Genomic DNA, 24302 nt, shown 5'->3' on the forward strand with positions numbered 1-24302 from the left:
CGGGTGGCTTGGGTACATCGGGGCAGGTGCGAGCCGGCAGTGCAGGTGCCGTGCGTCGCGGCGCGGATTCCTGAGGATCGTTGGAGTGGAGCGGCATTGGAGGCGAGCATTCGCAGGCTGCGACGTATGTGGGGCGTGTCCGGATGAGCGTCGGGTCGTCGGTCGCGGCGGGCATTGCCGGTAACGCCCGTCGCGACTGAAGTCGCTCCTACAAGGGCGGCACGCTGATTCGGCGCTGCGTGGTACGCAACAAAAAAGGCCCCGCCGAAGCAGGGCCCTTGATTGCGGTCGGTACCTGGATCAGCGGCTGTTGGCGATGACGCTGGTGATGATGCCGGTGGCCACGGCGATCAGCACGTACTGGTTGTCGACCCGGCGCCACTCGTGGCCGCGCGGCGGCGCCCTCAGCCCGTGCTTGCGGTAGTCCGACACGCGATCGCCGCGATGGCCGAGCGCCAGCCGTTCGCCGCGCTTGTGGTTGCGCCAGCCTTCGTGGCGGCCGTTGTCGTGGCGATCGTCGCGGCGATCGTCATGGCGGTTGTCGCGGTGATCGTCATGGCGGTTGTCGCGGTGATCGTCGCGATCGTCGTCGTGGCGCGCCTGCTGCGGGCCGCGGTCGTCGCGGTGGTCGTTGCGGTCCTGGGGCGGACCGTGATCGCGATCGCGGCCGTCCTGGCCGGCGGCGAAGGCGCCGCCGGAGGCCAGCAGCGACAGTGCGAGGACCGAACCGATGATGCGCTTCATGGTGTCTCCTGGGTGGTCGGTGGAGAACGGCTCCACGCGTATCCGCACCGTACGCGCCCATAGATGAACGCGATGGATTGCCAGGGAATTCAGCAGGTTGCAGGTGCCGATAGGTGTCGCCACCTACCGGCTGCCTGGCCAGGCCGGGGGAATCGCTCAGATTCCGGTGGTGGTGCTGGTCTCGTCGCGCTTGTCGCGCGGCGGCAGCGGCTGGTCGCCGTGCACCAGGAACCATACGTTCTCGGCGATGTTGGTGGCGTGGTCGCCGATCCGTTCCAGGTTCTTGGCCATGAACAGCAGATGCGTGCACGGGGTGATGTTGCGCGGATCTTCCATCATGTAGGTCAGCAGTTCGCGGAACAGCGCGGTGTACTGCGCATCCAGCAGCGCATCGCCCTGGCGCACCCGCAGCGCCGCGTCGGCGTCGCCGCTGCGGTAGGCGGCCAACGCTTCGCGCACCTGCTGCGCGGCCAGCGTGCCGAGCTGGCGCAGGCCCAGCGTCTGCGGCATCGGCGGTGAGGTGTTCAGCGCGATCGAGCGCTTGGCCACGTTCGCCGCGTAGTCGCCGATGCGCTCGATGTCGGCCGGGATGCGCAGGCCGGCGAGGATCTCGCGCAGGTCGCGCGCCATCGGCCCGCGCAGCGCCAGGCGCATCACGTCATGGCTGATCGATTGCTCGAGCGCGTCGATCGCCTCGTCGTTGACGACGATGCGCAGCGCGGCGTTGTCGTCGCGGCGTTCGACCACGTCCAGCGCCGCTTCCAGCTGCGCCACCGCGGTCTCGCCCATGCGCACGATCTCGGCCGCGATGCGGTGCTGCTCTTCGTCGTAGCTCTTCACGATGTGCTCGTTCGGCTGGGTATTCATGTCGTAGGTCCGTTGAAGTCGTTAGTGTCGCCGCGGCCATTCCTGGCGTTGCGGGGCTGGCGTCGGAGCGTCCGGCCCGGCCTCCATGGCCGGGGCCGGCGATCGCGGCCGATGCCGTTCGGGCAGCGCCCGGGCGCTGCCGCTTACCCGAAGCGGCCGGTGATGTAGTCTTCGGTCTGCTGCTTGCTGGGCTGCGAGAAGATGATCTCGGTGCGGTCGTGCTCGATCAGGTCGCCCAGGTACATGAAGGCGGTGTAGTCGGACACGCGCGCGGCCTGCTGCATGTTGTGGGTGACGATGACGATGGTGTAGTCGTTCTTCAGCTCTTCGACCAGCTGCTCGATGCGGCTGGTGGAAATCGGGTCCAGCGCCGAGGTCGGCTCGTCGAGCAGCAGCACGTCAGGGCGCAGCGCCACCGCGCGGGCGATGCACAGGCGCTGCTGCTGGCCGCCGGACAGGCCCAGCGCGCTCTGCCCGAGCTTGTCCTTGACCTCGTCCCACAGCGCGCCCTGGCGCAGCGCCTGCTCGACGCGATCGGTCATGTCCGCCTTGGACAGCTTCTCGTGGTGGCGGATGCCGTAGGCGACGTTCTCGAAGATGGTCATCGGGAACGGCACCGGCTTCTGGAACACCATGCCGACCTTGCTGCGCAGGCGGTTCATCGGGTACTTCGGCGACAGGATGTTCTCGCCGTCCAGCAGCACCTCGCCGCGCGCTTCCAGCTTCGGATACAGCGCGTAGATGCGGTTGAAGATGCGCAGCAGCGTGGACTTGCCGCAGCCGGAGGGGCCGATCAGCGCGGTGACGCGCTTTTCCGGCACCTCGATGTTGATGCCCTTCAGCGCGTGGTACTTGTCGTAGTAGAAGTCCAGGCCGCGCGCGGCCACCTTGACCGGCGATGGCGCCAGCGCGGTGTGCCCGGTGGGCATGGCGATGCGGTGCATCGGTGCGGCGTTGTGCTGATCGTTCATGGCCGGTTCCATAGGGGAATCAATCGTTGGATGTCTTGTAGCGGCTCAGCAGGCCGCGCGCGCCGAGGCTGACCAGCAGCACGAACACGGTGAGCACCAGCGCGCCGGACCAGGCCAGCTGCTGCCAGGTCGGGTAGGGGCTGCCGGCGAAGGAGTTCATCACCACCGGCACGCTCGCCATCGGCTGCATGACGTTGTTGTTCCAGTACTGGTTGCCGAACGCGGTGAACAGCAGCGGCGCGGTCTCGCCGCTGATCCGCGCCAGCGCCAGCAGCACGCCGGTGACGATGCCGGCCGAGGCGCTGCGGTACAGCACCTGGATCGTCACCTTCCACTGCGGGATGCCCAGCGACAGCGCCGCTTCGCGCATCTGCGAGGGCACCAGGCGCAGCATCTCGTCGGTGGTGCGCACCACCACCGGCAGCACGATGAAGGCCAGCGACAGCGCGCCGGCCATCGCCGAGAAGCGCCCGCCGGTCTGCATCACGTACAGCGTGTACACGAACAGGCCGAGCACGATCGACGGCGCCGACAACAGGATGTCGTTGACGAAGCGCACCACCTGGCCGGTCTTGCGCGCGTTGCCGTATTCGGCCAGCCAGGTGCCGGCGGCCACGCCCAGCGGAGTGCCGATCAGCAGCGCCAGGCCGCACATCACCGCGCTGCCGAAGAACGCGTTGGCCAGGCCGCCGTCTTCGCCCGGCGGCGGGGTCATGCGGGTGAACAGGTCGACGTCGATGCCGGCGATGCCCTTGGACACCAGGGTCCACAGGATCCAGCCCAGGAACGCCAGCCCGAACAGCGCGGTGAGGCAGGACAGCAGCAGCGCGAAGACGTTGACCACGCGGCGGCGGTTGTACAGGCGATCGGCGATGTCGGCGGCCATCAGTTGCCCTCCCGGCGCGACAGTTGCTGCAGCATCAGGCGGGCGATCGCCAGCACGATGAAGGTGACGATGAACAATACGAAGCCCAGCAGCAGCAGCGCCGAGCGGTAGGTCTCGGTGGCCTCGCCGAAGTCGTTGGCGATCAGCGCGGCGATGGTGGTGCCCGGCTCCAGCAGCGACGGCGACAGCCGCACCGTGTTGCCGACCACGAACGCCACCGCCATGGTCTCGCCGAGCGCGCGGCCCAGGCCCAGGAAGATGCCGCCGATAACCGCCGAACGCGTGTAGGGCAGCACGATGTCCCAGCTCACTTCCCAGCGCGTGGAGCCCAGCGCGTAGGCCGACTCCTTCAGCCGCGTCGGCACGGTCAGGAACACTTCGCGCATTACCGAGGAGATGAACGGGATCACCATGATCGCCAGTACGAAGCCGGCGGTGAGCAGGCCGATGCCCAACGGCGGGCCCTGGAACATCGGACCAATGATCGGCAGCGTGCCGACGTGATCGTTGAGCCACGGCGTGCCGTACTCGGTCATCACCGGCACCAGCACGAACAGGCCCCACATGCCGTAGATGATCGACGGGATGCCGGCCAGCAGTTCGATGGCGGTGCCGACCGGGCCGCGCAGCCAGCGCGGCGATACTTCGGTGAGGAAGAAGGCGATGCCGTAGCTCACCGGCACCGCGATCAGCATCGCGATCATGGCGGTGACCAGGGTGCCGTAGATCGGCGCCAGCGCGCCGTACTTGTTCTCGACCGGGTTCCATTCGCTGGAGTAGAAGAAGCTCAGGCCCTGCATCTGCAGGGCATGGCGGCCGCCCCACAGCATCGACAGCGCCGCGCTGGCCAGCGCGACGAGGACGAACACGACGGTGGCGGTAAGTATCCAGCGGAACAGACGGTCGGCACGGGCGTCGCGCAGATCGCGTCCGCGGGGCGCCGTTATCGCTTCGGGAATGACAGTGGCGTTCATGGGCTCGGTGTTTGCCGGAGCGCGCAGCTGCGCGATCCGATCGTGGCCGCGGCGGGGGTGGCCGCGCGCGGTGGGTGGCTGCGTCGCTCCCGCGCAAGCGGGAACCCGAAAGTCCGGAATACGTCGTACCGATGCGGCGGCCGGCGCTGCCTGCTGCAGCGCCGGTCGCGTGTCACGTGCGCGGCGCGTGCCGCCGCCGCGTGCACGCTGCCGCCGGCGAGGGCGGCAGCGCGGTTGCGCTTACTTGAACTCCTTCGCCCAGTACGCCTCGATCTGCTGCACCAGCTCCGGCGGCAGCGGCACGTAGTGCAGGTCGTTGGCCTGCGGCTGGCCCTTCTCGAACGCCCACTTGAAGAACTCCAGGGTCGCCTTGCTGCGCGCCGCATCCTTGGGCTGCTTGTGCATCAGCATGAAGTTGGTGGCGGTGATCGGCCACGCCTGCGCGCCGGCGGCGTTGGTGATGACCAGGTTGAAATCCTTGGCGTTGGCCCAGTCGGCCGACGCGGCCGCCGCGGCGAAGCTTTCGGCGTTGGGCTGCACCCAGTTGCCGGCCGCGTTCTGCAGCGAGGCGTACGGCATCTTGTTCTGCAGCGCGTAGGCCAGTTCGACGTAGCCGATCGAGCCCTTGATCTGCTGCACGTACGAGGCCACGCCTTCGTTGCCCTTGCCGCCGACGCCGCCCGGCCACTGCACCGAGGTGCCTTCGCCGACCTTGCTCTTCCACTCCGGGCTGACCTTGGACAGGTAGTTGGTGAAGTTGAAGCTGGTGCCCGAGCCGTCGGAGCGGTGCACCAGGTTGATCTTGGTGGTGGGCAGGGTGGTGCCGGGGTTCAGTGCGGCGATCGCCGGATCGTTCCAGGTGGTGACCTTGCCGAGGAAGATGTCGGCCAGCACCGCGCCGGTCAGCTTCAGCTTGCCCGCTTCCATGCCGTCCAGGTTGACCACCGGCACCACGCCGCCGATCGCCGAGGGGAACTGGCCGAGGCCGGCGGCGGCCAGTTCGGCGCTGTCCAGCGGCTTGTCGGAGGAACCGAAATCGACCGTGCCGGCCTTGATCTGGGCGATGCCGCCGCCGGAGCCGATCGACTGGTAGTTGATCTTGTTGCCGGTGGCGGTGTGGTAGTCGGCCGACCACTTGGACACCAGCGGATAGATGAAGGACGCGCCAGCGCCGGAGATCTCCGCGGCGGTCTTGGCACCGTCGGCCGGAGCGGCTGCGGGTGCGCCACCTGCCGCATCGGCGGCACCCTGCGGCTTGTCGCCATTGCCCGGCTGGCAGGCAGTGACGGCGAAGGCGAGGGCCAGGGACAGGACGGCAAAGCGTGCCGGCTGCAGTTTCATGGGGTCACTCCGTAGCGAAGAGGGCCGGACGGGCCGGCGGATGCACGCTATGAAATGATGTTTTTGTTACAGCCTCATGACGCAGCTGCCTATCCGTGAGATTGATCAAGAAAAACAACCGCTTCGCTCCCCTCTCCCCGTCGGGAGAGGGGTCGGGGGCGAGGGTAGGAGCGAAGCCACGCGCAGCTTGCTGCGCCTGCAGCTTGTGAGCCTGCACGCAGGCACCGCCTGGGCCAACACCGTCCTGCGTATCTCCTGATCCGCCTTGCGGGCGCATTCCCCTAGGAGAGGGCGTGCGCCCCGATGGAGAGAAGAAACAAAAAACGCGGACCCCGTGAGGGGCCCGCGTCCTGGTAGCGATCGGCGGGAGAGAGAGAGCGCCGATCAGTACTTCAGGTTGGCGCTCCAGTAGGCGTCGATCTGCTTGACCAGCGCGTCCGGCAGCGGCACGTAGTCCAGCTGCTTGGCCTGCGCGTCGCCATTGGCGTAGACCCACTTGAAGAAGTCCTTGGTGGCCTTGGCGCTGGCCGGGTTCTTCGGCTGCTTGTGGACCAGGATGAAGTTGGTCGCGGTGATCGGCCACGAGGTCTCGCCCGGGGCATTGGTCATCACCAGGTAGAAATCCTTGGCGTTGGCCCAGTCGGCGCTGGCGGCCGCGGCGGCGAAGCTCTCGTCGCTGGGCTGCACGAACTTGCCGGCGGCGTTCTTCATCGAGGTGTAGGACATCTTGTTCTGCAGCGCATAGGACAGCTCGACGTAGCCGATGCCGCCCTTGATCTGCTTGACGTAGGCGGCGACGCCTTCGTTGCCCTTGCCGCCGATGCCGACCGGCCACTGCACCGCGGTGCCTTCGCCGACCTTGCTCTTCCAGTCCGGGTTGACCTTGGACAGGTAGTTGGTGAAGTTGAAGCTGGTGCCCGAACCGTCGGAGCGGTGCACCACGGTGATCTTGCCGTCGGGCAGCTGCACGCCCGGGTTCAGGGCGACGATCGCCGGGTCGTTCCAGGTCTTGACCTTGCCCAGGAAGATGTCGGCCAGGGTCTTGCCGTCCAGCTTCAGCGCGCCCGGGGCGATGCCCTGCACGTTGACCACCGGCACCACGCCGCCGATCACCGACGGGAACTGGGCCAGGCCCGAAGCGGCCAGGTCGTCCGGCTTGAGCGGCGCATCGGAGGAACCGAAGTCGACCGTGGCGGCCTTGATCTGGGCGATACCGCCGCCGGAACCGATCGACTGGTAGTTGACCTTCTTGCCGGTGGCGGTGTTGTAGTCGGCCGACCACTTGGACATGACCGGATAGATGAAGGAGGCGCCGGCGCCGGTGACATCGGCGGCGTTGGCGGCGAACACGAACGACGCGGCGACGGCGGCGGCCAGGACGCGGGATTTGAGCGAGAAGATCACGGAGGAAGCTCCTGAAGGGTGGTATGCGGGGCACCGCACGCGGCCATTACATAACCGTTCGATGACAGCGACACGGCTGTTACATGACGGAAACATGACGCCGCGGCGGCGCAGGGTGCGGGTGCGGAGCGCGACGGTCGCGCCCCGCACCGGCTGGAGCGATTACCAGTAGAACTGCGCGCGCGCTTCGAGGATGTTCGGCTTGTCGCTGACGTTGCCGCGGACGGTGCTGCTGTACTTGCTGCTGTCGACCATGACGTAGTTCAGCGCGAACTTGAAGTTGGAATGCCAGTACCAGTTGGCGCCGACCGTCCAGGTGTTCATCTTGCCGCCGAGCACGCCGTCGACCAGCGGTGCGCCGACCGGACGCGCGACCAGGTCGCCATCGTTCAGGTCGATGCTGTCGTAGCGCACGCCCAGCTGCCACATGCCGCTGGCCGGCTCGTTCGGCAGCGGGGTGGTCGGCACGCCGGCCTTGTAGCCCCACGTCTCGCCGGTGATGTTCCACACGCCGCTGAGGTACCAGCCGTCGGTGCTGTAGTTGTCGCTGGCGCCGTAACGCTCGACCTTGGCGTTGTAGTACTCGCCCTGGGCCTTGAACGGGCCGGTGACCCACATCGCTTCGCCGCCGATCACGCCGATGCGGTCGGTGTTGGTCAGGTTGCCGCTGTCGACCAGACGCACACCGGACAGGTCGGCGTTCGGACGTGCGCGCAGGCGCAGCGTGTCGGCGTCGGTGTCGTAGTTCACGTAGCTCAGGCCGAAGTGCAGGATGTTGCCCGACTCGTTGATCGGCGCGAAGGTGCCGCGCGCGCCGTAGCCGCTGCCGTGCGCCAGGTTGCGGCTCAGCTCGCGGCCGAACACGCTGCCGACCACGCTCCAGTTGCTGTCGCCGAAGCCGACCGCGCCGCCGAGACGACGTGCCACCGCGTAGGTGTTGGTGACCGAGGACTTGGAGATGAAGTCGTTGTTCTTGGTGCTGGACAGTTCTTCCAGGCTGTTCGGCTGCTTGTACTGGCCGACCTGCAGGAAGTTGTTGGCGTTGCCGCCGAACTTGTACTTGATGTTGGTGTCCAGGAACTTGCCGCTGCTGCGCACCGTGGTGCCGTTGTTGGACGATTCGCGCAGGGTGCTGGCGTCGTAGCCCAGGACCCACTCGAAATTGCCCGGGCCCTTGCCCTTGGCGACCAACTCGGCACGGCGAAGGCCGAAATCGGTGTTCTTGCCGTTGTTGCCGGTGGTGCCGTTGAGGTCCTGGACGTCGTTGTCGTACCAGCTGCCGTCGGCCTGGACCAGGCCTTCGAAGGAGATTTCCGAGCCGCCGATCACGTCGATGGCGATCTCGGCGTGAGCGGCGGGCGCGAACATCGCAGTGAGCACGGCTGCCGAGAGGAGGGTGCGAGACAGTTTCATGGGTTGCCTGGGCGGTGGAAGATGCGCGCAGGCTAATATGTGAAGATTGCGTAAATATGACACTTGGCGGACAGGGCCGCGCAGGCTGGCGCCCGCTGCCGCGCCGTCTGCATCATTGGACGCGCGCCATGTTGCGGTCCGATGGCGTGCAGATGAAATCAGCGCGCCGCTGCCGCGTACGACGCGCATCACAAACTGCGGCATCGTCTCGCCACCGCGCCATCGATCGGCTTTTTTGTGCGCTGCACCACTTGTCGCTGCTGGTCACGCTAGTTAGCGTGGAGGCATGAACTCGCATGCCTGCAAGCGGATGCCGATGCTCGCCGCACTGCTGTTGATCGCGTTGCTGGCGCTGATGCCGGCGTTGCGTTCTGCGCCGACGGCAGTGCCGCCGCCGCAGACCGATATCGGCTTGACGGGGGCGCCCGAATTGCCGGCGACGGATGCGCACGACGCATCGCGCAGCATTGCCGACCCGCTCGACCAGCTGGCTTACGACGACACGCCGGTACTGCCGGCCGCGGCGTGGCGGCCGACACGGGTAGCGCCCCTGTGGCCCGAGCCGGCGGCATGGCACGGCGCCGGCACCCATCCGCGGCCGCGGCTGCGCCCTCCCAGCGCCTGAGACGGCGGATCCGATCGCGCCCGGCCGCCGGCCGCTGCGATCGCCGATCCGCCGCCACCCGCACGTCATCGCCTGCCGTGCTCGCGCAGTGCGCGATGGCATGGCCTTCGCTCTTCTTTCCCCGTTCTGCGGCACCGCCGCGGCGACACCTTCCCCTTGTTCCGAGGTTCCCCCATGCAAAGCCTGCTCGATGGTTTCCGCCACTTCCGCAAAGAGGTCTATCCGCGCCAGCGCGGCCTGTTCCGGCAACTGGCCGGCGGCCAGACCCCGCATACGCTGTTCATCACCTGCGCCGATTCGCGGGTGATGCCGGAGCTGATGTTCGCCGCGCAGCCCGGCGAACTGTTCGTCTACCGCAACATCGGCAACGTGGTGCCGCCGTACTCGCAGCACGTCAGCGGCGTGGTCGCGGCGATCGAATATGCGGTGGCGGTGCTGCAGGTGAAGCACATCGTGGTCTGCGGCCATACCGACTGCGGCGCGATGAAGGCGGTGCTCAATCCCGACGCGCTGCGCGACGTGCCGAACGTGGCCGCCTGGCTCAAGCACACCGACAGCGCGCGCCAGGTCGCCGCGCAGCACGATCACGCCGGGCACGCCGAAGACGCGCTGCACTGCCTGACCGAGGAGAACGTGGTGTCGCAACTGGACCACCTGCGCACGCAGCCGGTGGTGGCGGCGCGGCTGGCGCGCGGCGCGCTGCGCATCCATGGCTGGATCTACGACATCGCCCATGGCGAGATCCGCGCCTTCGACGCCGAGCAGGGCCGCTTCGTGCCGCTGCTGCCGGAAGAGGGCAAGCGTCCTCCCGAAGCCACCCCGCGCCCGCGCCTGGCGCCGGTGCTGCGCGACGTCGCGGTCTGAAGGAGTCGAACATGCGAACCATGACAGACCGATCCGATGCCGGCGCCTCCGTGTTCGCCGGCTACCTGCGCAACGGCGCGTTCGGCCGCGACCTGCTGGCCTCGGTGGTGGTGTTCCTGGTCGCGCTGCCGCTGTGCATGGGCATCGCGATCGCCTCGGGCATGCCGCCGGCGGCCGGATTGATCACCGGTATCGTCGGCGGCCTGGTGGTCGGCTTGATCGCCGGTTCGCCGCTGCAGGTCAGCGGGCCGGCGGCCGGGCTGGCGGTGCTGGTGTTCGAACTGGTGCGCGAGCACGGCGTGGCGGCGTTGGGGCCGGTGATCCTGCTGGCCGGCGCGATCCAACTGGTGGCCGGGGTGTGCCGCGCCGGCGTGTGGTTCCGCATGACCTCGCCGGCGGTGGTCGCCGGCATGCTGTCGGGCATCGGCATCCTGATCGTCGCCTCGCAGGCGCACGTGCTGATGGATGCGGCGCCGAAGGCGCGCGGCCTGGAGAACTTCGCCGCATTGCCGGCGACGCTGTGGCGCGCGCTGGACGCCGGCGTGGGTCGCGCCGCCTTGCTGGTCGGGCTCGGCACCATCGCGATCATGCTGGCCTGGGAGCGGCTGCGCCCGCAGCGGCTGCGTTTCGTGCCCGGCGCGTTGCTGGCGGTGGTGGCGGTGACCGCGTGGGTGCAACTGCAGGGCGTGGACGTGCGCAAGGTCGACGTGCCGGCCAACCTGCTCTCGGCGATCCACACGCCGACGCTGGCGCAGATGCTCGGCGTGTTCGACGCGACGCTGCTGCTGTCGGCCTTTACCTTCGCCTTCATCGCCAGCGCCGAGACCTTGTTGTCGGCGGCGGCGGTGGACCGCATGCACGACGGCCCGCGCACCCACTACGACCGCGAACTCGCCGCGCAGGGCGTGGGCAACATGCTGTGCGGCTTCCTCGGCGCGTTGCCGATGACCGGGGTGATCGTGCGCAGCGCCGCCAACGTGCAGGCCGGCGCCGCCACCCGCGCGTCGACCATGCTGCATGGCGGCTGGCTGCTGGTGTTCGCGCTGCTGCTGCCATGGCTGTTGCGGATGACCCCGGTGGCGTGCCTGGCCGGGATCCTGGTGTACACCGGGCTGAAGATGGTCAAGCTCGGGCAGGTGCGCGAGCTGGCCGCCTATGGCCGCGGCACCGCCGCGATCTACCTGGCGACCACCTTCGCCATCGTCGCCACCGACCTGCTCACCGGCGTGCTGATCGGCTTCGCCTTGTCGCTGCTGCGGCTGGCGTTGCAGCAGTCGCGGCTGAAGGTCGGCGTGCATGCGCACGAGGACGCCGACGGCAGCGCCGCGGCGGGCGCCGGCAAGCTGCGCCTGTCGCTGGAGGGCTCGGCCACCTTCCTGCGCGTGCCGACGATGGCGCGGACCCTGGAACGGCTGCCGCCCAACACCGAGTTGCATCTGGATGTGGCGCGGCTGCACCACGTCGACCACGCCTGCCTGGAACTGCTGCGCGACTGGAGCCGCAACGCCGCCGCCCGCGGCTGCGCGCTGGTGGTGGACTGGAAGGAACTGGACCGGCGCGTGGAAGGGCAGCGCGCGGCGTAGTTGGCCGTGCCGAGGCAACCAAACGCTAGTTGGCCGTGTCGAGGCAGCCAAACGCTTCCTGTAGGAGCGGCTTCAGCCGCGACGAACGAAGCGGTGTGGTTTCCGTAGTGGCATGCAGTCGGGACTGAAGTCCCTCCCACAGCAGGCCCTGCAACTCCGCTTCGTCAGGGACGCCCTTTGTGGGAGCGACTTCAGTCCCGACGAGTGAAGCTGCCAGAGCTCCGGTTCGGAAGCTGTCGCGGCTGAAGCCGCTCCTACAGTGCGCCCCAGCCGGCTATCCGAAGGCCGTTGTAGGAGCGGCTTCAGCCGCGACGAGCGAAGCGTTGGTTTTCGTAGTGGCATGCAGTCGGGACTGAAGTCCCTCCCACAGGAGGCCCTGCAACTTCGCTTCGTCAGGGGCGCCCTTTGTGGGAGCGACTTCAGTCGCGACGAGTGAAGCTGCGAGAGCTCCGGCTTCAGAAGCTGTCGCGGCTGAAGCCGCTCCTACAGTGCACCGGGTCGGCGATCCGACGGCCGTCGTTCCAGCGGCCTCACCCCGGCGTCTTGTCCTTGAACCGGCACAGGTCGCGGATCACGCAGCGCGGGCAGTCCGGTTTGCGTGCCTTGCACACGTAGCGGCCATGCAGGATCAGCCAGTGGTGCGCGTCGTGCATGAACTGCGCCGGCACCCGCTTGAGCAGGCCGTCTTCGACCGCGCGCACGTCCTTGCCGGGGGCCAGGCCGGTGCGGTTGGCGACGCGGAAGATGTGCGTGTCCACGGCGATGGTCGGCTCGCCGAAGGCGGTGTTGAGCACCACGTTGGCGGTCTTGCGGCCGACCCCGGGCAAGGCTTCCAGCGCGGCGCGGTCGCGCGGCACTTCGCCGGCGTACTGCTCGACCAGGATGCGGCAGGTGGCGATGACGTTCTTGGCTTTCGCGTTGAACAGGCCGATGGTGGAGATGTAGCGCTTCAGCCCGTCCTCGCCCAGCGCCAGGATCGCCGCCGGCGTGTTCGCCACCGGGTACAGGCGGCGTGTGGCCTTGTTGACCCCGACGTCGGTGGCCTGCGCCGACAGGATCACCGCGATCAGCAGTTCGAACGGGGTGCTGTAGTCCAGTTCGGTGGTCGGCGTGGGATTGAGTTCGGACAAGCGCGAGAACAGTTCGTGGATCTCGGCCTTGCTCAAGGTGCGCCCGCGCCGCGGCGCGGTGGCGAGTGCAGTCATCGCGTTCCCCGTGCGGCGGCCTTGGCCTTGGCCCGCGCCAGGATCGCTGCGGCCGCCGGCGGCAGCGATGGGGCGGTTGCGGCGACAGCCGCGGCCGGCGCCGCACGGCGGGCCTCGCGCGCGGCGGCGCGGCGCGCCAGGCGCGCTTCGCGGGCGCGATAGCGCTCGCGCGCGGCCCAGGCCTCGCGCAGGCGCCGCTGCGCCGCCAGCAACTGCGCGCGCAGCTGCGGATGCGCCGGGTCGAGCCGGTCGTCGTCAGCGTCGCCGGCGTAGTCCATCAGGCCGCCGTCGATCGCCGCATCGAGATCATCGTCGAGCACCCAGCGCAGCAATTGCAGCGGCGCGGCGGGGGAGGGCGAGGCAGGCATCGGTGCGCGCGGCTCAGCGGTTGCGGAACAGCGGCGGGCGCCGTTCCAGGAACGCGCGGGTGCCTTCGCGCATGTCCTCGCTGGAAAACAGCAGGCCGAACTGCGCGGTCTCGTATTCGAGGCCTTGCTCGATCGCCGACTCGCCGCCCACCTGGATCGCGTCGAGGATGCCGCGCAACGCCAGCGGCGCGGCGCCGGCCAGTTGCCGCGCCAGCTGCAGCGTCGCCTCGCGCAGGTCGGCGGCCGCCACCACGCGGTTGACCAAGCCCAGCTGCAGCGCGCGCGCCGCGTCGATCGGCGCGCCGAGCAGGCACAGCTCCAGCGCCGCGGCGCGGCCGACCAGCCGCGGCAGGCGCTGGGTGCCGCCGAAGCCGGGGATCAGCCCCAGATTGATCTCCGGCTGGCCGAAGCGGGCGTTGTCGGCGGCCACGCGCAGGTGGCAGGCCATGGCCAGTTCCAGTCCGCCGCCGAGCGCGAAGCCGTTGACCATCGCCAGCACCGGCTTGGGCATGCGCTCGATCCGGCGCATCAGGCGCTGGCCGAGGTGCGAGAAGTCGCGGCCCTGAACCGGTGTAAGTTCGTTCATCTCGGCGATGTCGGCGCCGGCCACGAAGGCCTTCTCGCCGGCGCCGGTCAGCACCACCACGCGGATCGCGGGGTCGGCCTCGGCTTCGGCGAAGGCCGCATCCAGGCCCTGCAATGTTTGGCGATTCAACGCGTTGAGCTTGTCGACGCGGTTCACGGTGACGATGCGGATCGCATCCTGGGTATCGGTGACGACCGGCGCGCCGGACATGGCCATTCCTGAGATGTAAAAAAAAAGTGAAGGGAACTCTGGGCGCGCCGGCCTGTCACACCTGCGTCCCGTCGGTAGCGGTTATGCGCCGCGGCGGCTATCCTAACGCGTCATCTCAGGCGGCACAGGCCGTCCTGTGCCACCACCCTGGAGAATTGTTTGATGAAGTTGCGTTCTATTGCGGTCGCCGTGGCGGCCCTAGCCCTGAGCGGCAATGCGTTCGCCCAGGACACCTCGTCCGAGAAGGGCAAGCTGAGCTATTACTTCGGTTACGACTACGGCAACAACCTTGCCGAACTGTCCGGCCGCGGCGAGCAGCTCGATATCAATGCGGTGGTGAAGGGCTTGCAGGATGCCTACGCCAAGAAGCAGCCGGCGGTCGCCGCCGACCAGCTGAAGCCGGCCGTCGAAGCGTTCCAGAAGCGCGAGCAGGGCCGTGCCCAGCAGGCCAAGGCCGACTACGAGAAGGCCGCTGCCGAGAACAAGACCAAGAGCGACCAGTTCATCGCGCAGAACAAGGCCAAGGCCGGCGTGCAGACGCTGCCCAGCGGCGTGCAGTACCGCGTGATCGAAGCCGGCAAGGGCGCCAAGCCGACCCAGGCCAGCACCGTGCAGCTGGAAGTGGCCGGTCCGTATCCGTTCGGCCAGCGCCCGGCGCAGGCGCGTCCGGCGCAGCAGATTCCGTCGATCAAGGTCAGCGAAGTCGAGATGCAGGCCATGCGCGACACGCTGCTGCAGATGCCGGCCGGTTCCAAGTGGGAAGTGACCCTGCCGCCGGACAAGGCCTATGGCGCCGACCCGCGCACGCCGTTCCCGCCGAACGTGGCGGTGCAGTTCGAGATCAAGCTGATCAGCGTCAAGTAAGCGCGCTGCCCAGTGCATGACCAGTGCGCCGGCGGCAACGCCGGCGCATTTTTTTTGTGGCGCGCAAAGTGCCGCCGCCGGCGAATCGCGCTAGGCTGATCAGGTGTCGAATCCGATGGATCCCGTCCCCCATGTATTGCTCACGCCCTGTATCGGTCTGTGCACGCTCGATGCGCAGGGCTATTGCGCCGGCTGCCTGCGCAGCGGCGACGAGATCGCGCGCTGGCGTGGCATGAGCGACGCCGAGCGCCAGCACTACATGCAGGACGTGCTGCCGGCGCGCGGCTGGTCGCCGACGCCGGGCCAGCGCCTGGCCGAACGCACGCGGCTGCTGCGCGCATTGCATCCACTGCAGCGGCCGCCCGCAGGCCCGGGCTGGAATCACCACGAACTGCACGATCTGCTGCCCGACGGCGTGTTGGCCGAGGCCGCGGTGCTGGTCGGGCTGCTGCCGCGCGCCGATGGCGCCCACGTATTGCTGACCCGGCGCACCGACGGCCTGCGCCACCACGGCGGCCAGGTCAGTTTTCCCGGCGGCCGCATCGAAGCCGACGACGCCGATGCGGTGGCCGCGGCGATCCGCGAAAGCGAGGAAGAGATCGCGCTGTCCGTGGCGCAGGTCGAACCGCTGGGTTATCTGGACCCGTTCGTGACCATCAGCGGTTTCCGGGTGACCTCGGTGGTGGCGGCGATCGATCCGGCCTTCGTGCCGCAGCCGCATCCGGGCGAGGTGGCGGAAGTGTTCGAAGTGCCGCTGGCCTACCTGATGGCGCCGGACAACCTGCGCAGCATCGAGACCGACTACCGCGGGCGGCCGCGCGCGGTGCTGGAATACGGCTGGCCGGGGCAGCGGATCTGGGGCGCGACCGCGGCGATCCTGCTCAACCTGCGTCGACGACTGGAGCAAAGCGCATGAGCGAACCGTTACCCGATTGGCAGCAACTGGTCGACGCGCCGGCGCTGGCGGCCGCGCTCGACCATCCCGACCTGCGCCTGGTGGATGCGCGTTTCGCCGCGGCCGCGCTTGCCGATCCGCAGGCCGCGCAGCTCGCGCGCCAGGCCTACACGCAGTCGCATCTGCCCGGCGCGGTGTACGCCGATCTCAACACAGACCTCTCCGACCTCGGCCGCCCAGGCCTGGGCCGGCATCCGTTGCCCGAGGCCGACGCGTTCGCGCGCACGCTCGGCCGCTGGGGCATCGCGCCGCACACCCAGGTGGTGGTCTACGACGCCGGCGACGGCAGCATGGCCGCGGCGCGGCTGTGGTGGATGCTGGGCCTGCTCGGGCATCGCCGCGTCGCCGTGCTCGATGGCGGCCTGACCGAATGGCGCCGGCTCGGCCTGCCGGAAACCGCTGCCGTTGCCGCGCCTTCGCCGCAACCGCCGTATCCGCAACGCTTCGATACCAGCCGCATCGCCGATGCCGAGGAAATCGCCGCGCGCCTGCCCGAGGCGCCGGGCTGGCTGCTGGATGCGCGTGCCGCCGAGCGCTTTCGCGGCGAAGTCGAGCCGATCGATCCGCTCGCCGGGCACGTGCCCGGCGCGATCAACCGCCAGCTGGGCCAGAACCTGCGCGACGGACGCTTGCGTGCGCCGCAGGAGCTGCGCGCCGAACTGGAGCCGCTGCTGCACGGGCGCGATCCGCGCGAGGTGGTGCTGATGTGCGGGTCGGGCGTGACCGCCTGCCATCTGTTGCTGGCGCTGGAACATGCCGGCCTGCATGGCGCGCGCGTCTATGCCGGATCGTGGAGCGGCTGGATCGCCGATCCGGCGCGGCCGCGCGCCAGCGGCTGAGCGCTGCACTCGGCGCGCAGCGCGCGCGCCGGATCGGTGCGAGGAAACACACGGTGGCAAGCACAGAGGCTGAGGCGATGCGGTGGCATGGAGTGTGGATGCTGGCGGTGGCGCTGAGCCTGGCCGCCTGCGGCGAGCGGCCGCCCGCGGCGGGCGCCGACGCCTCGCCGGCATCGCAATCCGGCGCGCACTACCGGATGGCGGTGGAGCAGCACCGCGCCGAGCGCGTGGCGCGGTTGCGCGCGCCGGCCGGCTGGCTCAGCTACACCGGCTCCGGCCGGTTGCGCAGCGGCGAGCACCGCGTCGGCAGCGCCGCGGGCAACGATGTGCAGTTGCCGGCCGGCCCGGCGTACCTGGGCCGTTTGCGGATCGATGACGAGGCCGGCGTGTTCTTCAAGGCCGCGGCGGACGTGGCGGTGACGGCGCACGGACAGCCGTTCGGCGCCGGTCGCCTCGGCACCGACGCGGCGCACGGCACCGAGACGCGACTGGCGCTGGGCGAGCAGGAGTTCTACGTGGTGCGTACCGGCACCCTGTTCGGCTGGCGCTTCCGCGATCCGCATGCGGCCGCGCGCAGCGGCTTCCGCGGCATCGACTATTTCCCGATCGATCCGCGCTGGCGCGTGGTGGCCGACTGGCACCCGGCCGCGACGCCGCGCGCGATCGTCCTGCTCACCTCGATCGGCACGCCGCAGCCGCTGGCGCTGGCGGGCGTCGCCGAATTCACCCTCGGCGGCCGCCGCTACCGGCTGCAGGCGCTGCGCGAGGATGCCGGCAAGCGGGTGTTCTTCCCGTTCTCCGACCGCACCAGCGGCCGCGAGAGCTACGGCGGCGCGCGTTACCTGTTCGTCGAGCCGCCGCAGGGCGAGCGCGTCGTGCTGGACTTCAACCTGGCGCAGAACCCGCCCTGCGCGTTCACCGCGCACGTGGTATGCCCGCTCGCCCCGGTCGCCAACCGCCTGGAGCTGGCGGTGACCGCGGGCGAGAAGAATTACCTCGGTCCGCGCTGAGCGTGCGGCGCTGTGGTGTCTCGCGCAGTGGCACGACGCGGCGGGTGTCTTTTTGTAGGAGCGGCTTCAGCCGCGACACGCACCGTCAGGCTGCCTGTCGCGGCTGAAGCCGCTCCTACAGGGGCCTGCGCCAACGGCGTCAGTGGTCGGAAACCGCATCCGCCGAAGGCGCATACGGCGTCAGCGCCACCGCCTGCAGCACCTGCGCCCACGGAAAGCGCGGACCGGGATCGAGCTTGCGCTGCACCTGCAGCGCCGGATCGTCGCTGGCCGGTTCGCGGCTGCGGTCCAGCGCGTCGTGGCCGGCGATGTGGCGCAGCTGCGGCAACTGCGCCTGCAGCTGGCGCAGCAGGGCGATCAGCGCCTGGATCTGCGCCGGCGGATACGCTTCGTCCAGCGCCTGGTGGCGCGAATCCAGCCAGTGCGGATAGCGCCCGCGGTTGACCAGTTCGATGCCCAGCGACTGCGGGTTGTAGCCGCGCACGTGGTGCGCCACCCGCTGCAGCGGCACGTAGCGGTGCACGCTGCCGTCGCGGTCGATGTAGAAGTGGCCGCTGTTGCCGGTGCCCGACGGATACAGCACGCGTTCGCCGTAGGCGCGTGCGCTGGCCAGGTCGGGCAGTTCGGTGCAATGGATCACCGCCAGTTCGATCGCATCCAGGGTGCGCGCCTGCAGCCGTTCGACGTAGGGCAGGGGGGCATCGTGGATCGGCAACGGCGGGGTCTGCGACATGCGCGGATGCTAGCATTCGCCGATCACTCTGAAGCCCGATGATGACTCTGAATCCCGATAGCCCGCTGGCGACGCTGCTCGCCACGTTGCCGCGCGCCGGACGCGTGGACTGGATAGGCCTGCGTCCGGCGCGCGACGTGCCGATGCTCGAGGTGGCGCAGGCGCTGGCGCATGCCGACGGCGGCCTGTTCGGCGACCGCTACGCGGGCAGCAACGGCAAGCGCGGGGTGACCCTGATTCAGGCCGAACATCTGCCGGCGATCGCCGCGCTGGCCGGCCATGCGCAGCTGGCGCCGGCGACCCTGCGCCGCAACCTGGTCGTCTCCGGCATCCCGTTGATCGCGCTGAAGGGGCGCCGCTTCCGCATCGGCGAGGTCGAGCTGGAGGGCATCGCGCCGTGCGACCCGTGCTCGCGCATGGAAGACGCGCTGGGCGCGGGCGGCTACAACGCGATGCGCGGCCATGGCGGGCTGTGCGCGCGGATCGTGCACGGCGGCACGCTGCGGCTCGGCGATGCGGTGGTGGCGCTGTGAGCCGCGGCCACTGCATCCTGGTGCACGGCTTCGAGAGTGGCCCGGATGCGATCAAGGTCGCGGCGCTGGCCGAGGTCGCGCAGCGCCAGGGCTGGAGCCACGAGCGCCCGGATTTCACCGACCTGGACGCGCGCCGCGAGGTCAGCCAGCTCGGCGACGTGCCGGCGCGGCTGCAGCGCCTGCTGGCGCTGGCGCAGGCCGCCGCGCAGCGCGGGCCGCTGCTGCTGGCCGGGTCCAGCCTGGGCGCGTACATCGCCGCGCAGGTGTCGCTGCAGGTGCCGGTGCGCGGCCTGTTCCTGATGGTGCCGCCGACGCGGTTGGGCTGGATGCCGGCGCTGGACGCGGCGCCAGTGCCGATCTCGATCGTGCACGCCTGGCACGACGAACTGATTCCCGCCGCCGAGGTGATCGCCTGGGCGCAGGCGCGCGCGGCGCGGCTGCTGCTGGTCGACGACACGCACCGGCTGGGCGCCCACGTCGAGACCTCGGCACGGGCCTTCGCCGAACTGCTGGAAACGCTGTGAGCGGCGCTGCCTGCGTCGCGCGCTACGCCAAAAGGAGTCGCCGATGGAACTGAACATCCGTGCCGAAACGGCCGCCGACCACGCCGCGATCGAGGCGCTGACCCTGGTCGCGTTCTTCCGCGTCGCGCACAGCCGCCACGACGAGCAGCAGGTCATCGAACGGCTGCGCGCGGACGGCGCGCTGACCCTGTCGCTGGTGGCCGACCACGACGGCTACGTGGTCGGCCACGTGGCGGTGTCGCCGCTGCAACTGTCCGACGGCAGCCGCGGCTGGTATGCGCTGGGGCCGCTGTCGGTGGGGCCGGGCCATCAACGCCAGGGGCTGGGCACGCGGCTGGTGCGCGAGGCGCTGGCGCAGTTGCAGGCGCTGGGCGCGGCCGGCTGCGTGGCGCTCGGCGAGCCGGCGTTTTTCGCCCGTTTCGGCTTCGCTCCGGAACCCGGGTTGGTGCTGCCCGGCGTGCCGGCCGAGTATTTCCAGGCGATCGGTTTCGGCGACCGCCTGCCGCCGGTGGCCGAGGCCGAGTACCACGCCGCGTTCCTGGCCGGCGGCTGAGCGCCGCCGCCGCGTCGCGGCCAGACCGCGCGCACGCGGGTTACCATCCTGGCTCAGATTAGCTAGCCGAGGATTCCTCCGATGCGCCAGTGATGCCGCCGTCTTCGACGGCCTTGTCCGTTCCTGCCGAACCCGGCGGGCACGACCGGCATCCCTGGAGGTCCCATGACGCATCCCCTGCTCGCGCTGCAACGCGCGTCGTATGTCCTGCCCGACGGCAGGACCCTGTTTTCCGATCTCGATTTCGTGCTCGATGCGCGGCGCACCGGCCTGGTCGGCCGCAACGGCGCCGGCAAGAGCGTGCTCGCGCGCCTGCTCGCCGGCCAGCTGGCGCCGAGCGCCGGGCGCTGCCGCCGGCATGGCCGCATCCATTACCTGCCGCAGCAGATCGTGCGCGCCGCCAGCGACACGGTGGCCTCGCTGGCCGGGGTGCGTCCGGCGCTGGACGCACTGGCGCGGATCGAGGCCGGCAGCGCCGATCCTGCCGACTTCGACACGCTCGGCGAGCGCTGGGACATCGCCCAGCGCCTGCGCGCCGAACTGGCGCTGCACGGGCTCGGCCAGCTGGCGCCGGAGCGGCCGGCGGCCATGCTCAGCGGCGGCGAGGCGATGCGCGTGGCGCTGCTCGGCGCCTGGCTGTCCGACGCCGACGTGCTGATCCTGGACGAGCCGAGCAACCATCTGGACCATGCGCAGCGCCAGCAGCTGCAGCAGCAACTGCGGCGCTGGCCGAACGGGCTGCTGGTGGTCAGCCACGATCGCGCGCTGCTGCAGGACATGCAGCGCACCGTGGAACTGTCGTCGCTGGGCCTGCGCGACTACGGCGGCGACTACGCGTTCTACGCGCAGTGCAAGGCGCAGGAGCAACAGCACGCGCTGGCCGACCTGGAACGCTGCAGGCACGCGCGGCGCCGCCACGGGGATGCATTGCGCGAGCAGCAGGCGCGCCAGCAGCGGCGCAGCGCGCACGGCCGCCGCCAGGCGCAGGACGCCAACCAGGCGCCGATCCTGCTCGGCGCGCAGAAGCAGCGCAGCGAGCACAGCGCCGGCAAACAGCGGCAGCAGCTGGCCGCTGCGCACGCGCGGCTGTCCGCACAGGTGCGCGCGGCCGCGAGCGAGGTCGAGGCCGCCGCGCCGATCGCGCTGTTCGCACCGGCGCCGGCCGCGGTGGCCACGCGCCGGGTCGCCGATCTGCACGGCCTGCGGCTGCCGTACGCCCCGGCCACGCGCGCCGCGCTGGACCTGCGCATCGGCGGCCGGCAGCGGATCGGCGTGGTCGGGCTCAACGGCAGCGGCAAATCGACCCTGCTGCGGGTGCTCGACGGCCAGCTCGCGCCGCTGGCCGGGCGCTGCGACGTACAGGTGCCCAGCGCCTACCTGGACCAGTCGCTGCAGCTGCTCGATCCGGCACGGCCGGTGCTGGCGCAGGTGCAGGCGGCCAATGCCGTCGCCGACGTCGCCGAGCTGCGCACGCGGCTGGCCCTGCTCGGCCTGGACGCGCAGCGCATCGGCGTGCCCAGCGGCCGGCTCAGCGGCGGCGAGCGGCTGAAGGCGGCGCTGGCCTGCGCGTTCTACCGCGATCCGCCGCCGCAGTTGCTGCTGCTGGACGAGCCGGACAACCACCTGGACCTGGACGCGCGCGAGGCGCTGCGGCAGGTGCTGCTGCAGTACCCGGGCGCCTTGCTGGTGGTCTCGCACGATGCCGGGTTCCTCGACGACCTGCGCCTGGACACGCGCCTGCAGGCCGATCCCGACGGCTGGCGGCTGGCGCCGTGGTGAGCGTGGGCCGCGCGCCAGGGGTGGCCCACGCCAGGGCATGGCGCGGCCCCGGGCTGGTAATGGCGGGCGCGATGGCCGACCATTCGCGTCTTCCCGTCCGTTGCCGCCGCCCGCCCGTCGCAGGCCGCGCTGCCGCGATACGCGCGGAGCGGGCCGAGTGTCCGCCCGTGCATTCCTCCTTCTTCGTGTGGTCCGCCTTCCCGTGAAATTCTTCGTCTCCTGCGCCAAGGGCCTGGAATACCTGCTCGTCGACGAGCTGCTCGCGCTCGGCGTGGCCAAGGCCACCGCCACCGTGTCCGGGGTCAATAGCGAGGGCGAGCTGCGCGATGCGCAGCGCGCCGTGCTGTGGTCGCGCCTGGCCAGCCGCGTGCTGTGGCCGCTGGACGAGTTCGATTGCCCCGACGAGACCGCGCTGTACGCCGGCGTCGCCGCGCTGCCGTGGCGCGAGCACCTGACTTCGCGGCACACCCTGGCGGTGGACGCGCACGTGTCCGGGACCGCGATCACGCATGCGCGCTACGCCGCGCAGCGGGTCAAGGATGCGGTGGTGGACACGCTGCGCGGCGAAGGCCTGGAACGGCCGTCGGTGGACGTGGAGGATCCGGATCTGCGACTGAACCTGTCGCTGCGCAAGGGCCGCGCCACGCTGTCGGTGGACCTGGGCGGCGGTTCGCTGCACCGGCGCGGCTGGCGCCAGGCGCAGAACGAAGCGCCGCTGAAGGAGAACCTGGCCGCGGCGGTGCTGTTGCGCGGGCAATGGCCGCAGCTGTACGCGCAGGGCGGCGGGTTGCTGGATCCGATGTGCGGCAGCGGCACGCTGCTGATCGAAGGCGCGCTGATGGCCGCCGACGTGGCCCCGGGGCTGTTGCGCGGCGATCTGGCCGCCGCACGCCGCGGCGACGCCGGCCCGCTCGGGTTCAGCGTGGCGCCGAGCCGCTGGCTGGGCTTCGACCAGGACGCCTGGCGCGCCCTGCTGGCCGAGGCGCGGCAGCGCGAAGCGGCCGGCCGCGCCGCGTTGCGGCCGGTGATCCATGGCGGCGACATCGATCCGCATGCGATCCGCGCCGCGCGCGAGAACGCGCAGGCGGCCGGCGTCGCCGCGGCGATCGCGTTCGAGGTGCGCGACGTCGCCGACCTGCGCACGCCGGCGCAGGCGCTGGGCACGGTGGTGTGCAACCCGCCGTACGACGAGCGCTTGGCCGCCGACACCGCGCTGTACCGGCGCCTGGGCGAGGCGCTCAAGCGCGCGGTGCCGCAGTGGCGGGCCAGCCTGCTGTGCGGCAATGCCGACCTGGCTTACGCCACCGGCCTGCGCGCGGCCAAGAAATACCAGATGTTCAACGGCGCGCTGGAATGCCCGTTGATCGTCTGCGACCCGATCGCGGTCGCGCAGCGCGAGCCGGCCGAGGCGCCGCGCGCGCTCAGCGACGGCGCGCAGATGGTCGCCAACCGGCTGCGCAAGAACCTGCGCAAGTTCAAGACCTGGCGCGCGCGCGAGCAGGTGAGCTGCTTCCGCGCCTACGACGCCGACCTGCCCGAGTACGCGGCGGCGATCGACGTGTACCAGGAGGACGGCGGCCAGGCGCGCACCTACCTGCACGTGCAGGAATACGCCGCGCCCGAAGAGATTCCCGATGCCGACGTGCGCCGCCGCCGCAACGAGTTGCTGGCCGCCGCGCGCGAGGTGTTCGAGGTCCCGGCCGAGCGCGTGGCGCTGAAGTCGCGCGAGCGCGGCAAGGGCGGCAGCAAGTACGGGCGCTTCGAGCAGCGCGGCGAGTTCCTGGTGGTGCGCGAGCACGGCGCGTTGTTGCGGGTCAACCTGTTCGACTACCTGGACACCGGCCTGTTCCTGGACCACCGCCCGCTGCGCGGGGCGATGGCGCAGCAGGCGCGCGGCAAGCGCTTCCTCAACCTGTTCTGCTACACCGGCGTGGCCAGCGTGCAGGCGGCGGTAGCCGGCGCCGATTCCACCACCAGCGTGGACCTGTCCGGCACCTACCTGCAGTGGTGTGCCGACAACCTGGCGTTCAACGGCAAGGGCGGCGCCCAGCACCGGCTGGTGCAGGCCGACGCGTTGACCTGGCTGGAGGCGGAGAAGAACCGCTACGACGTGATCTTCTGCGACCCGCCGACCTTCTCCAACTCCGCGCGCGCGGAGGATTTCGACATCCAGCGCGAGCACGTGCGCCTGCTGCGCGCGGCGGTGGCGCGGCTGATGCCCGACGGCGTGCTGTACTTCTCCAACAACTTCCGCCGCTTCAAGCTGGACGAGAACGCGCTGGCTGAATTCGCGTCGTGCGAGGAGATCACCGCGCAGACCATCGCGCCGGATTTCGAGCGCAACCCGCGCATCCACCGTGCTTGGCGCTTGCAGCGGCGCTGAGGGCGGGCTGTGCCGCTTTCTTGTAGGAGCGGCTTCAGCCGCGACCAGGCGCTATCGGTAACGCCCGGTCGCGGCTGAAGCCGCTCCT

General features: G+C 70.1%; 24 protein-coding genes. 12 read left to right on the forward strand and 12 right to left on the reverse strand.

The window, feature by feature from the left end; genetic code table 11:
• Positions 1-300 precede the first annotated feature (300 nt).
• The 8 genes from VDQ83_RS11180 to VDQ83_RS11215 all read right to left on the reverse strand — a co-directional run bounded on the left by VDQ83_RS11180 (position 301) and on the right by VDQ83_RS11215 (position 8600).
• Complete coding sequence (locus VDQ83_RS11180) at positions 301-744, reverse strand: RcnB family protein (RefSeq protein WP_455434971.1); 444 nt, start codon at positions 742-744, stop codon at positions 301-303.
• 156 nt (positions 745-900) lie between these two features.
• A complete protein-coding gene (gene phoU, locus VDQ83_RS11185; RefSeq protein ID WP_263395011.1) occupies positions 901-1611 on the reverse strand; it encodes a phosphate signaling complex protein PhoU in 711 nt (236 codons plus the stop codon).
• 143 nt (positions 1612-1754) lie between these two features.
• A complete protein-coding gene (gene pstB / locus VDQ83_RS11190; RefSeq protein ID WP_263395010.1) occupies positions 1755-2582 on the reverse strand; it encodes a phosphate ABC transporter ATP-binding protein PstB in 828 nt (275 codons plus the stop codon).
• 19 nt (positions 2583-2601) lie between these two features.
• Positions 2602-3468, reverse strand: coding sequence for a phosphate ABC transporter permease PstA (gene pstA, locus VDQ83_RS11195; RefSeq protein WP_455434972.1), 867 nt, complete (start codon positions 3466-3468; stop codon positions 2602-2604).
• The gene (pstC, locus tag VDQ83_RS11200; RefSeq protein WP_263395009.1) at positions 3468-4442 is read right to left on the reverse strand and encodes a phosphate ABC transporter permease subunit PstC; all 975 of its coding nucleotides are present in this window, start codon (positions 4440-4442) and stop codon (positions 3468-3470) included. The genes pstA and pstC overlap by 1 nt, the downstream gene beginning before the upstream one ends.
• 240 nt (positions 4443-4682) lie before the next feature.
• Entirely contained in the window at positions 4683-5783 is a 1101-nt protein-coding gene (pstS, locus tag VDQ83_RS11205) for a phosphate ABC transporter substrate-binding protein PstS (protein WP_263395008.1), read from the reverse strand.
• Positions 5784-6167: 384 nt separating this feature from the next.
• Positions 6168-7187: a phosphate ABC transporter substrate-binding protein PstS gene (pstS, locus tag VDQ83_RS11210; protein WP_263395007.1), complete on the reverse strand. Its 1020-nt coding sequence runs from the start codon at positions 7185-7187 to the stop codon at positions 6168-6170.
• A gap of 162 nt (positions 7188-7349) precedes the next feature.
• Complete coding sequence (locus tag VDQ83_RS11215) at positions 7350-8600, reverse strand: OprO/OprP family phosphate-selective porin (protein WP_263395006.1); 1251 nt, start codon at positions 8598-8600, stop codon at positions 7350-7352.
• A gap of 316 nt (positions 8601-8916) precedes the next feature.
• Here VDQ83_RS11215 and VDQ83_RS11220 point away from each other — a divergent pair, with 316 nt between their 5' ends.
• From VDQ83_RS11220 to VDQ83_RS11230, 3 genes are all read left to right on the forward strand, one after another.
• Complete coding sequence (locus VDQ83_RS11220; protein WP_455434973.1) at positions 8917-9225, forward strand: hypothetical protein; 309 nt, start codon at positions 8917-8919, stop codon at positions 9223-9225.
• Positions 9226-9399: 174 nt separating this feature from the next.
• Positions 9400-10089 (forward strand): carbonic anhydrase, encoded by a 690-nt coding sequence (locus VDQ83_RS11225; protein WP_263395004.1) that lies wholly within the window; start codon positions 9400-9402, stop codon positions 10087-10089.
• Positions 10090-10100: 11 nt separating this feature from the next.
• The gene (locus VDQ83_RS11230) at positions 10101-11672 is read left to right on the forward strand and encodes a SulP family inorganic anion transporter (RefSeq protein WP_455434974.1); all 1572 of its coding nucleotides are present in this window, start codon (positions 10101-10103) and stop codon (positions 11670-11672) included.
• Positions 11673-12202: 530 nt separating this feature from the next.
• Here the strand turns inward: VDQ83_RS11230 and nth are convergent.
• From nth to VDQ83_RS11245, 3 genes are read right to left on the reverse strand one after another with little or no spacing between them, the layout of a single operon-like run.
• Positions 12203-12877: an endonuclease III gene (nth, locus tag VDQ83_RS11235; protein ID WP_455434975.1), complete on the reverse strand. Its 675-nt coding sequence runs from the start codon at positions 12875-12877 to the stop codon at positions 12203-12205.
• Complete coding sequence (locus VDQ83_RS11240; protein WP_455434976.1) at positions 12874-13245, reverse strand: hypothetical protein; 372 nt, start codon at positions 13243-13245, stop codon at positions 12874-12876. Before VDQ83_RS11240 ends, nth begins: the two co-directional genes overlap by 4 nt.
• Before the next feature lie 13 nt (positions 13246-13258).
• A complete protein-coding gene (locus VDQ83_RS11245; RefSeq protein ID WP_309917392.1) occupies positions 13259-14041 on the reverse strand; it encodes an enoyl-CoA hydratase/isomerase family protein in 783 nt (260 codons plus the stop codon).
• Positions 14042-14203: 162 nt separating this feature from the next.
• Between VDQ83_RS11245 and VDQ83_RS11250 the strand changes: the two genes are divergently transcribed.
• The 4 genes from VDQ83_RS11250 (at position 14204) to VDQ83_RS11265 (ending at position 17709) form a co-directional block, all read left to right on the forward strand.
• The gene (locus VDQ83_RS11250; RefSeq protein WP_263395001.1) at positions 14204-14905 is read left to right on the forward strand and encodes an FKBP-type peptidyl-prolyl cis-trans isomerase N-terminal domain-containing protein; all 702 of its coding nucleotides are present in this window, start codon (positions 14204-14206) and stop codon (positions 14903-14905) included.
• A gap of 115 nt (positions 14906-15020) precedes the next feature.
• A complete protein-coding gene (locus tag VDQ83_RS11255; RefSeq protein WP_455434977.1) occupies positions 15021-15821 on the forward strand; it encodes an NUDIX hydrolase in 801 nt (266 codons plus the stop codon).
• Entirely contained in the window at positions 15818-16699 is an 882-nt protein-coding gene (locus tag VDQ83_RS11260) for a sulfurtransferase (RefSeq protein ID WP_455434978.1), read from the forward strand. Before VDQ83_RS11255 ends, VDQ83_RS11260 begins: the two co-directional genes overlap by 4 nt.
• 77 nt (positions 16700-16776) lie before the next feature.
• The gene (locus tag VDQ83_RS11265) at positions 16777-17709 is read left to right on the forward strand and encodes a DUF1684 domain-containing protein (RefSeq protein ID WP_455434979.1); all 933 of its coding nucleotides are present in this window, start codon (positions 16777-16779) and stop codon (positions 17707-17709) included.
• 139 nt (positions 17710-17848) lie between these two features.
• On the opposite strand, the gene VDQ83_RS11270 is transcribed toward VDQ83_RS11265, so the two are convergent.
• Positions 17849-18442, reverse strand: a complete 594-nt coding sequence (locus VDQ83_RS11270; protein WP_455434980.1) for an N-acetylmuramoyl-L-alanine amidase — start codon at positions 18440-18442, stop codon at positions 17849-17851.
• 41 nt (positions 18443-18483) lie between these two features.
• Between VDQ83_RS11270 and VDQ83_RS11275 the strand changes: the two genes are divergently transcribed.
• The 5 genes from VDQ83_RS11275 to rlmKL all read left to right on the forward strand — a co-directional run bounded on the left by VDQ83_RS11275 (position 18484) and on the right by rlmKL (position 24214).
• Positions 18484-18975, forward strand: a complete 492-nt coding sequence (locus tag VDQ83_RS11275; RefSeq protein ID WP_309917376.1) for an MOSC domain-containing protein — start codon at positions 18484-18486, stop codon at positions 18973-18975.
• On the forward strand, positions 18972-19499 hold the full coding sequence (locus VDQ83_RS11280) for a hypothetical protein (RefSeq protein ID WP_455434981.1): 528 nt from the start codon (positions 18972-18974) through the stop codon (positions 19497-19499). Before VDQ83_RS11275 ends, VDQ83_RS11280 begins: the two co-directional genes overlap by 4 nt.
• A gap of 43 nt (positions 19500-19542) precedes the next feature.
• Positions 19543-20052 carry a GNAT family N-acetyltransferase gene (locus VDQ83_RS11285; protein WP_455434982.1) on the forward strand — a complete coding sequence of 170 codons (510 nt, stop codon included), beginning with the start codon at positions 19543-19545 and terminating at the stop codon, positions 20050-20052.
• Between the two features lie 165 nt (positions 20053-20217).
• On the forward strand, positions 20218-21831 hold the full coding sequence (locus VDQ83_RS11290) for an ATP-binding cassette domain-containing protein (RefSeq protein WP_455434983.1): 1614 nt from the start codon (positions 20218-20220) through the stop codon (positions 21829-21831).
• 202 nt (positions 21832-22033) lie between these two features.
• Positions 22034-24214: a bifunctional 23S rRNA (guanine(2069)-N(7))-methyltransferase RlmK/23S rRNA (guanine(2445)-N(2))-methyltransferase RlmL gene (gene rlmKL, locus VDQ83_RS11295; RefSeq protein ID WP_455434984.1), complete on the forward strand. Its 2181-nt coding sequence runs from the start codon at positions 22034-22036 to the stop codon at positions 24212-24214.
• The last annotated feature ends 88 nt before the right edge of the window (positions 24215-24302 follow it).

This window comes from Xanthomonas sp. WHRI 7945 (genome assembly GCF_035026585.1).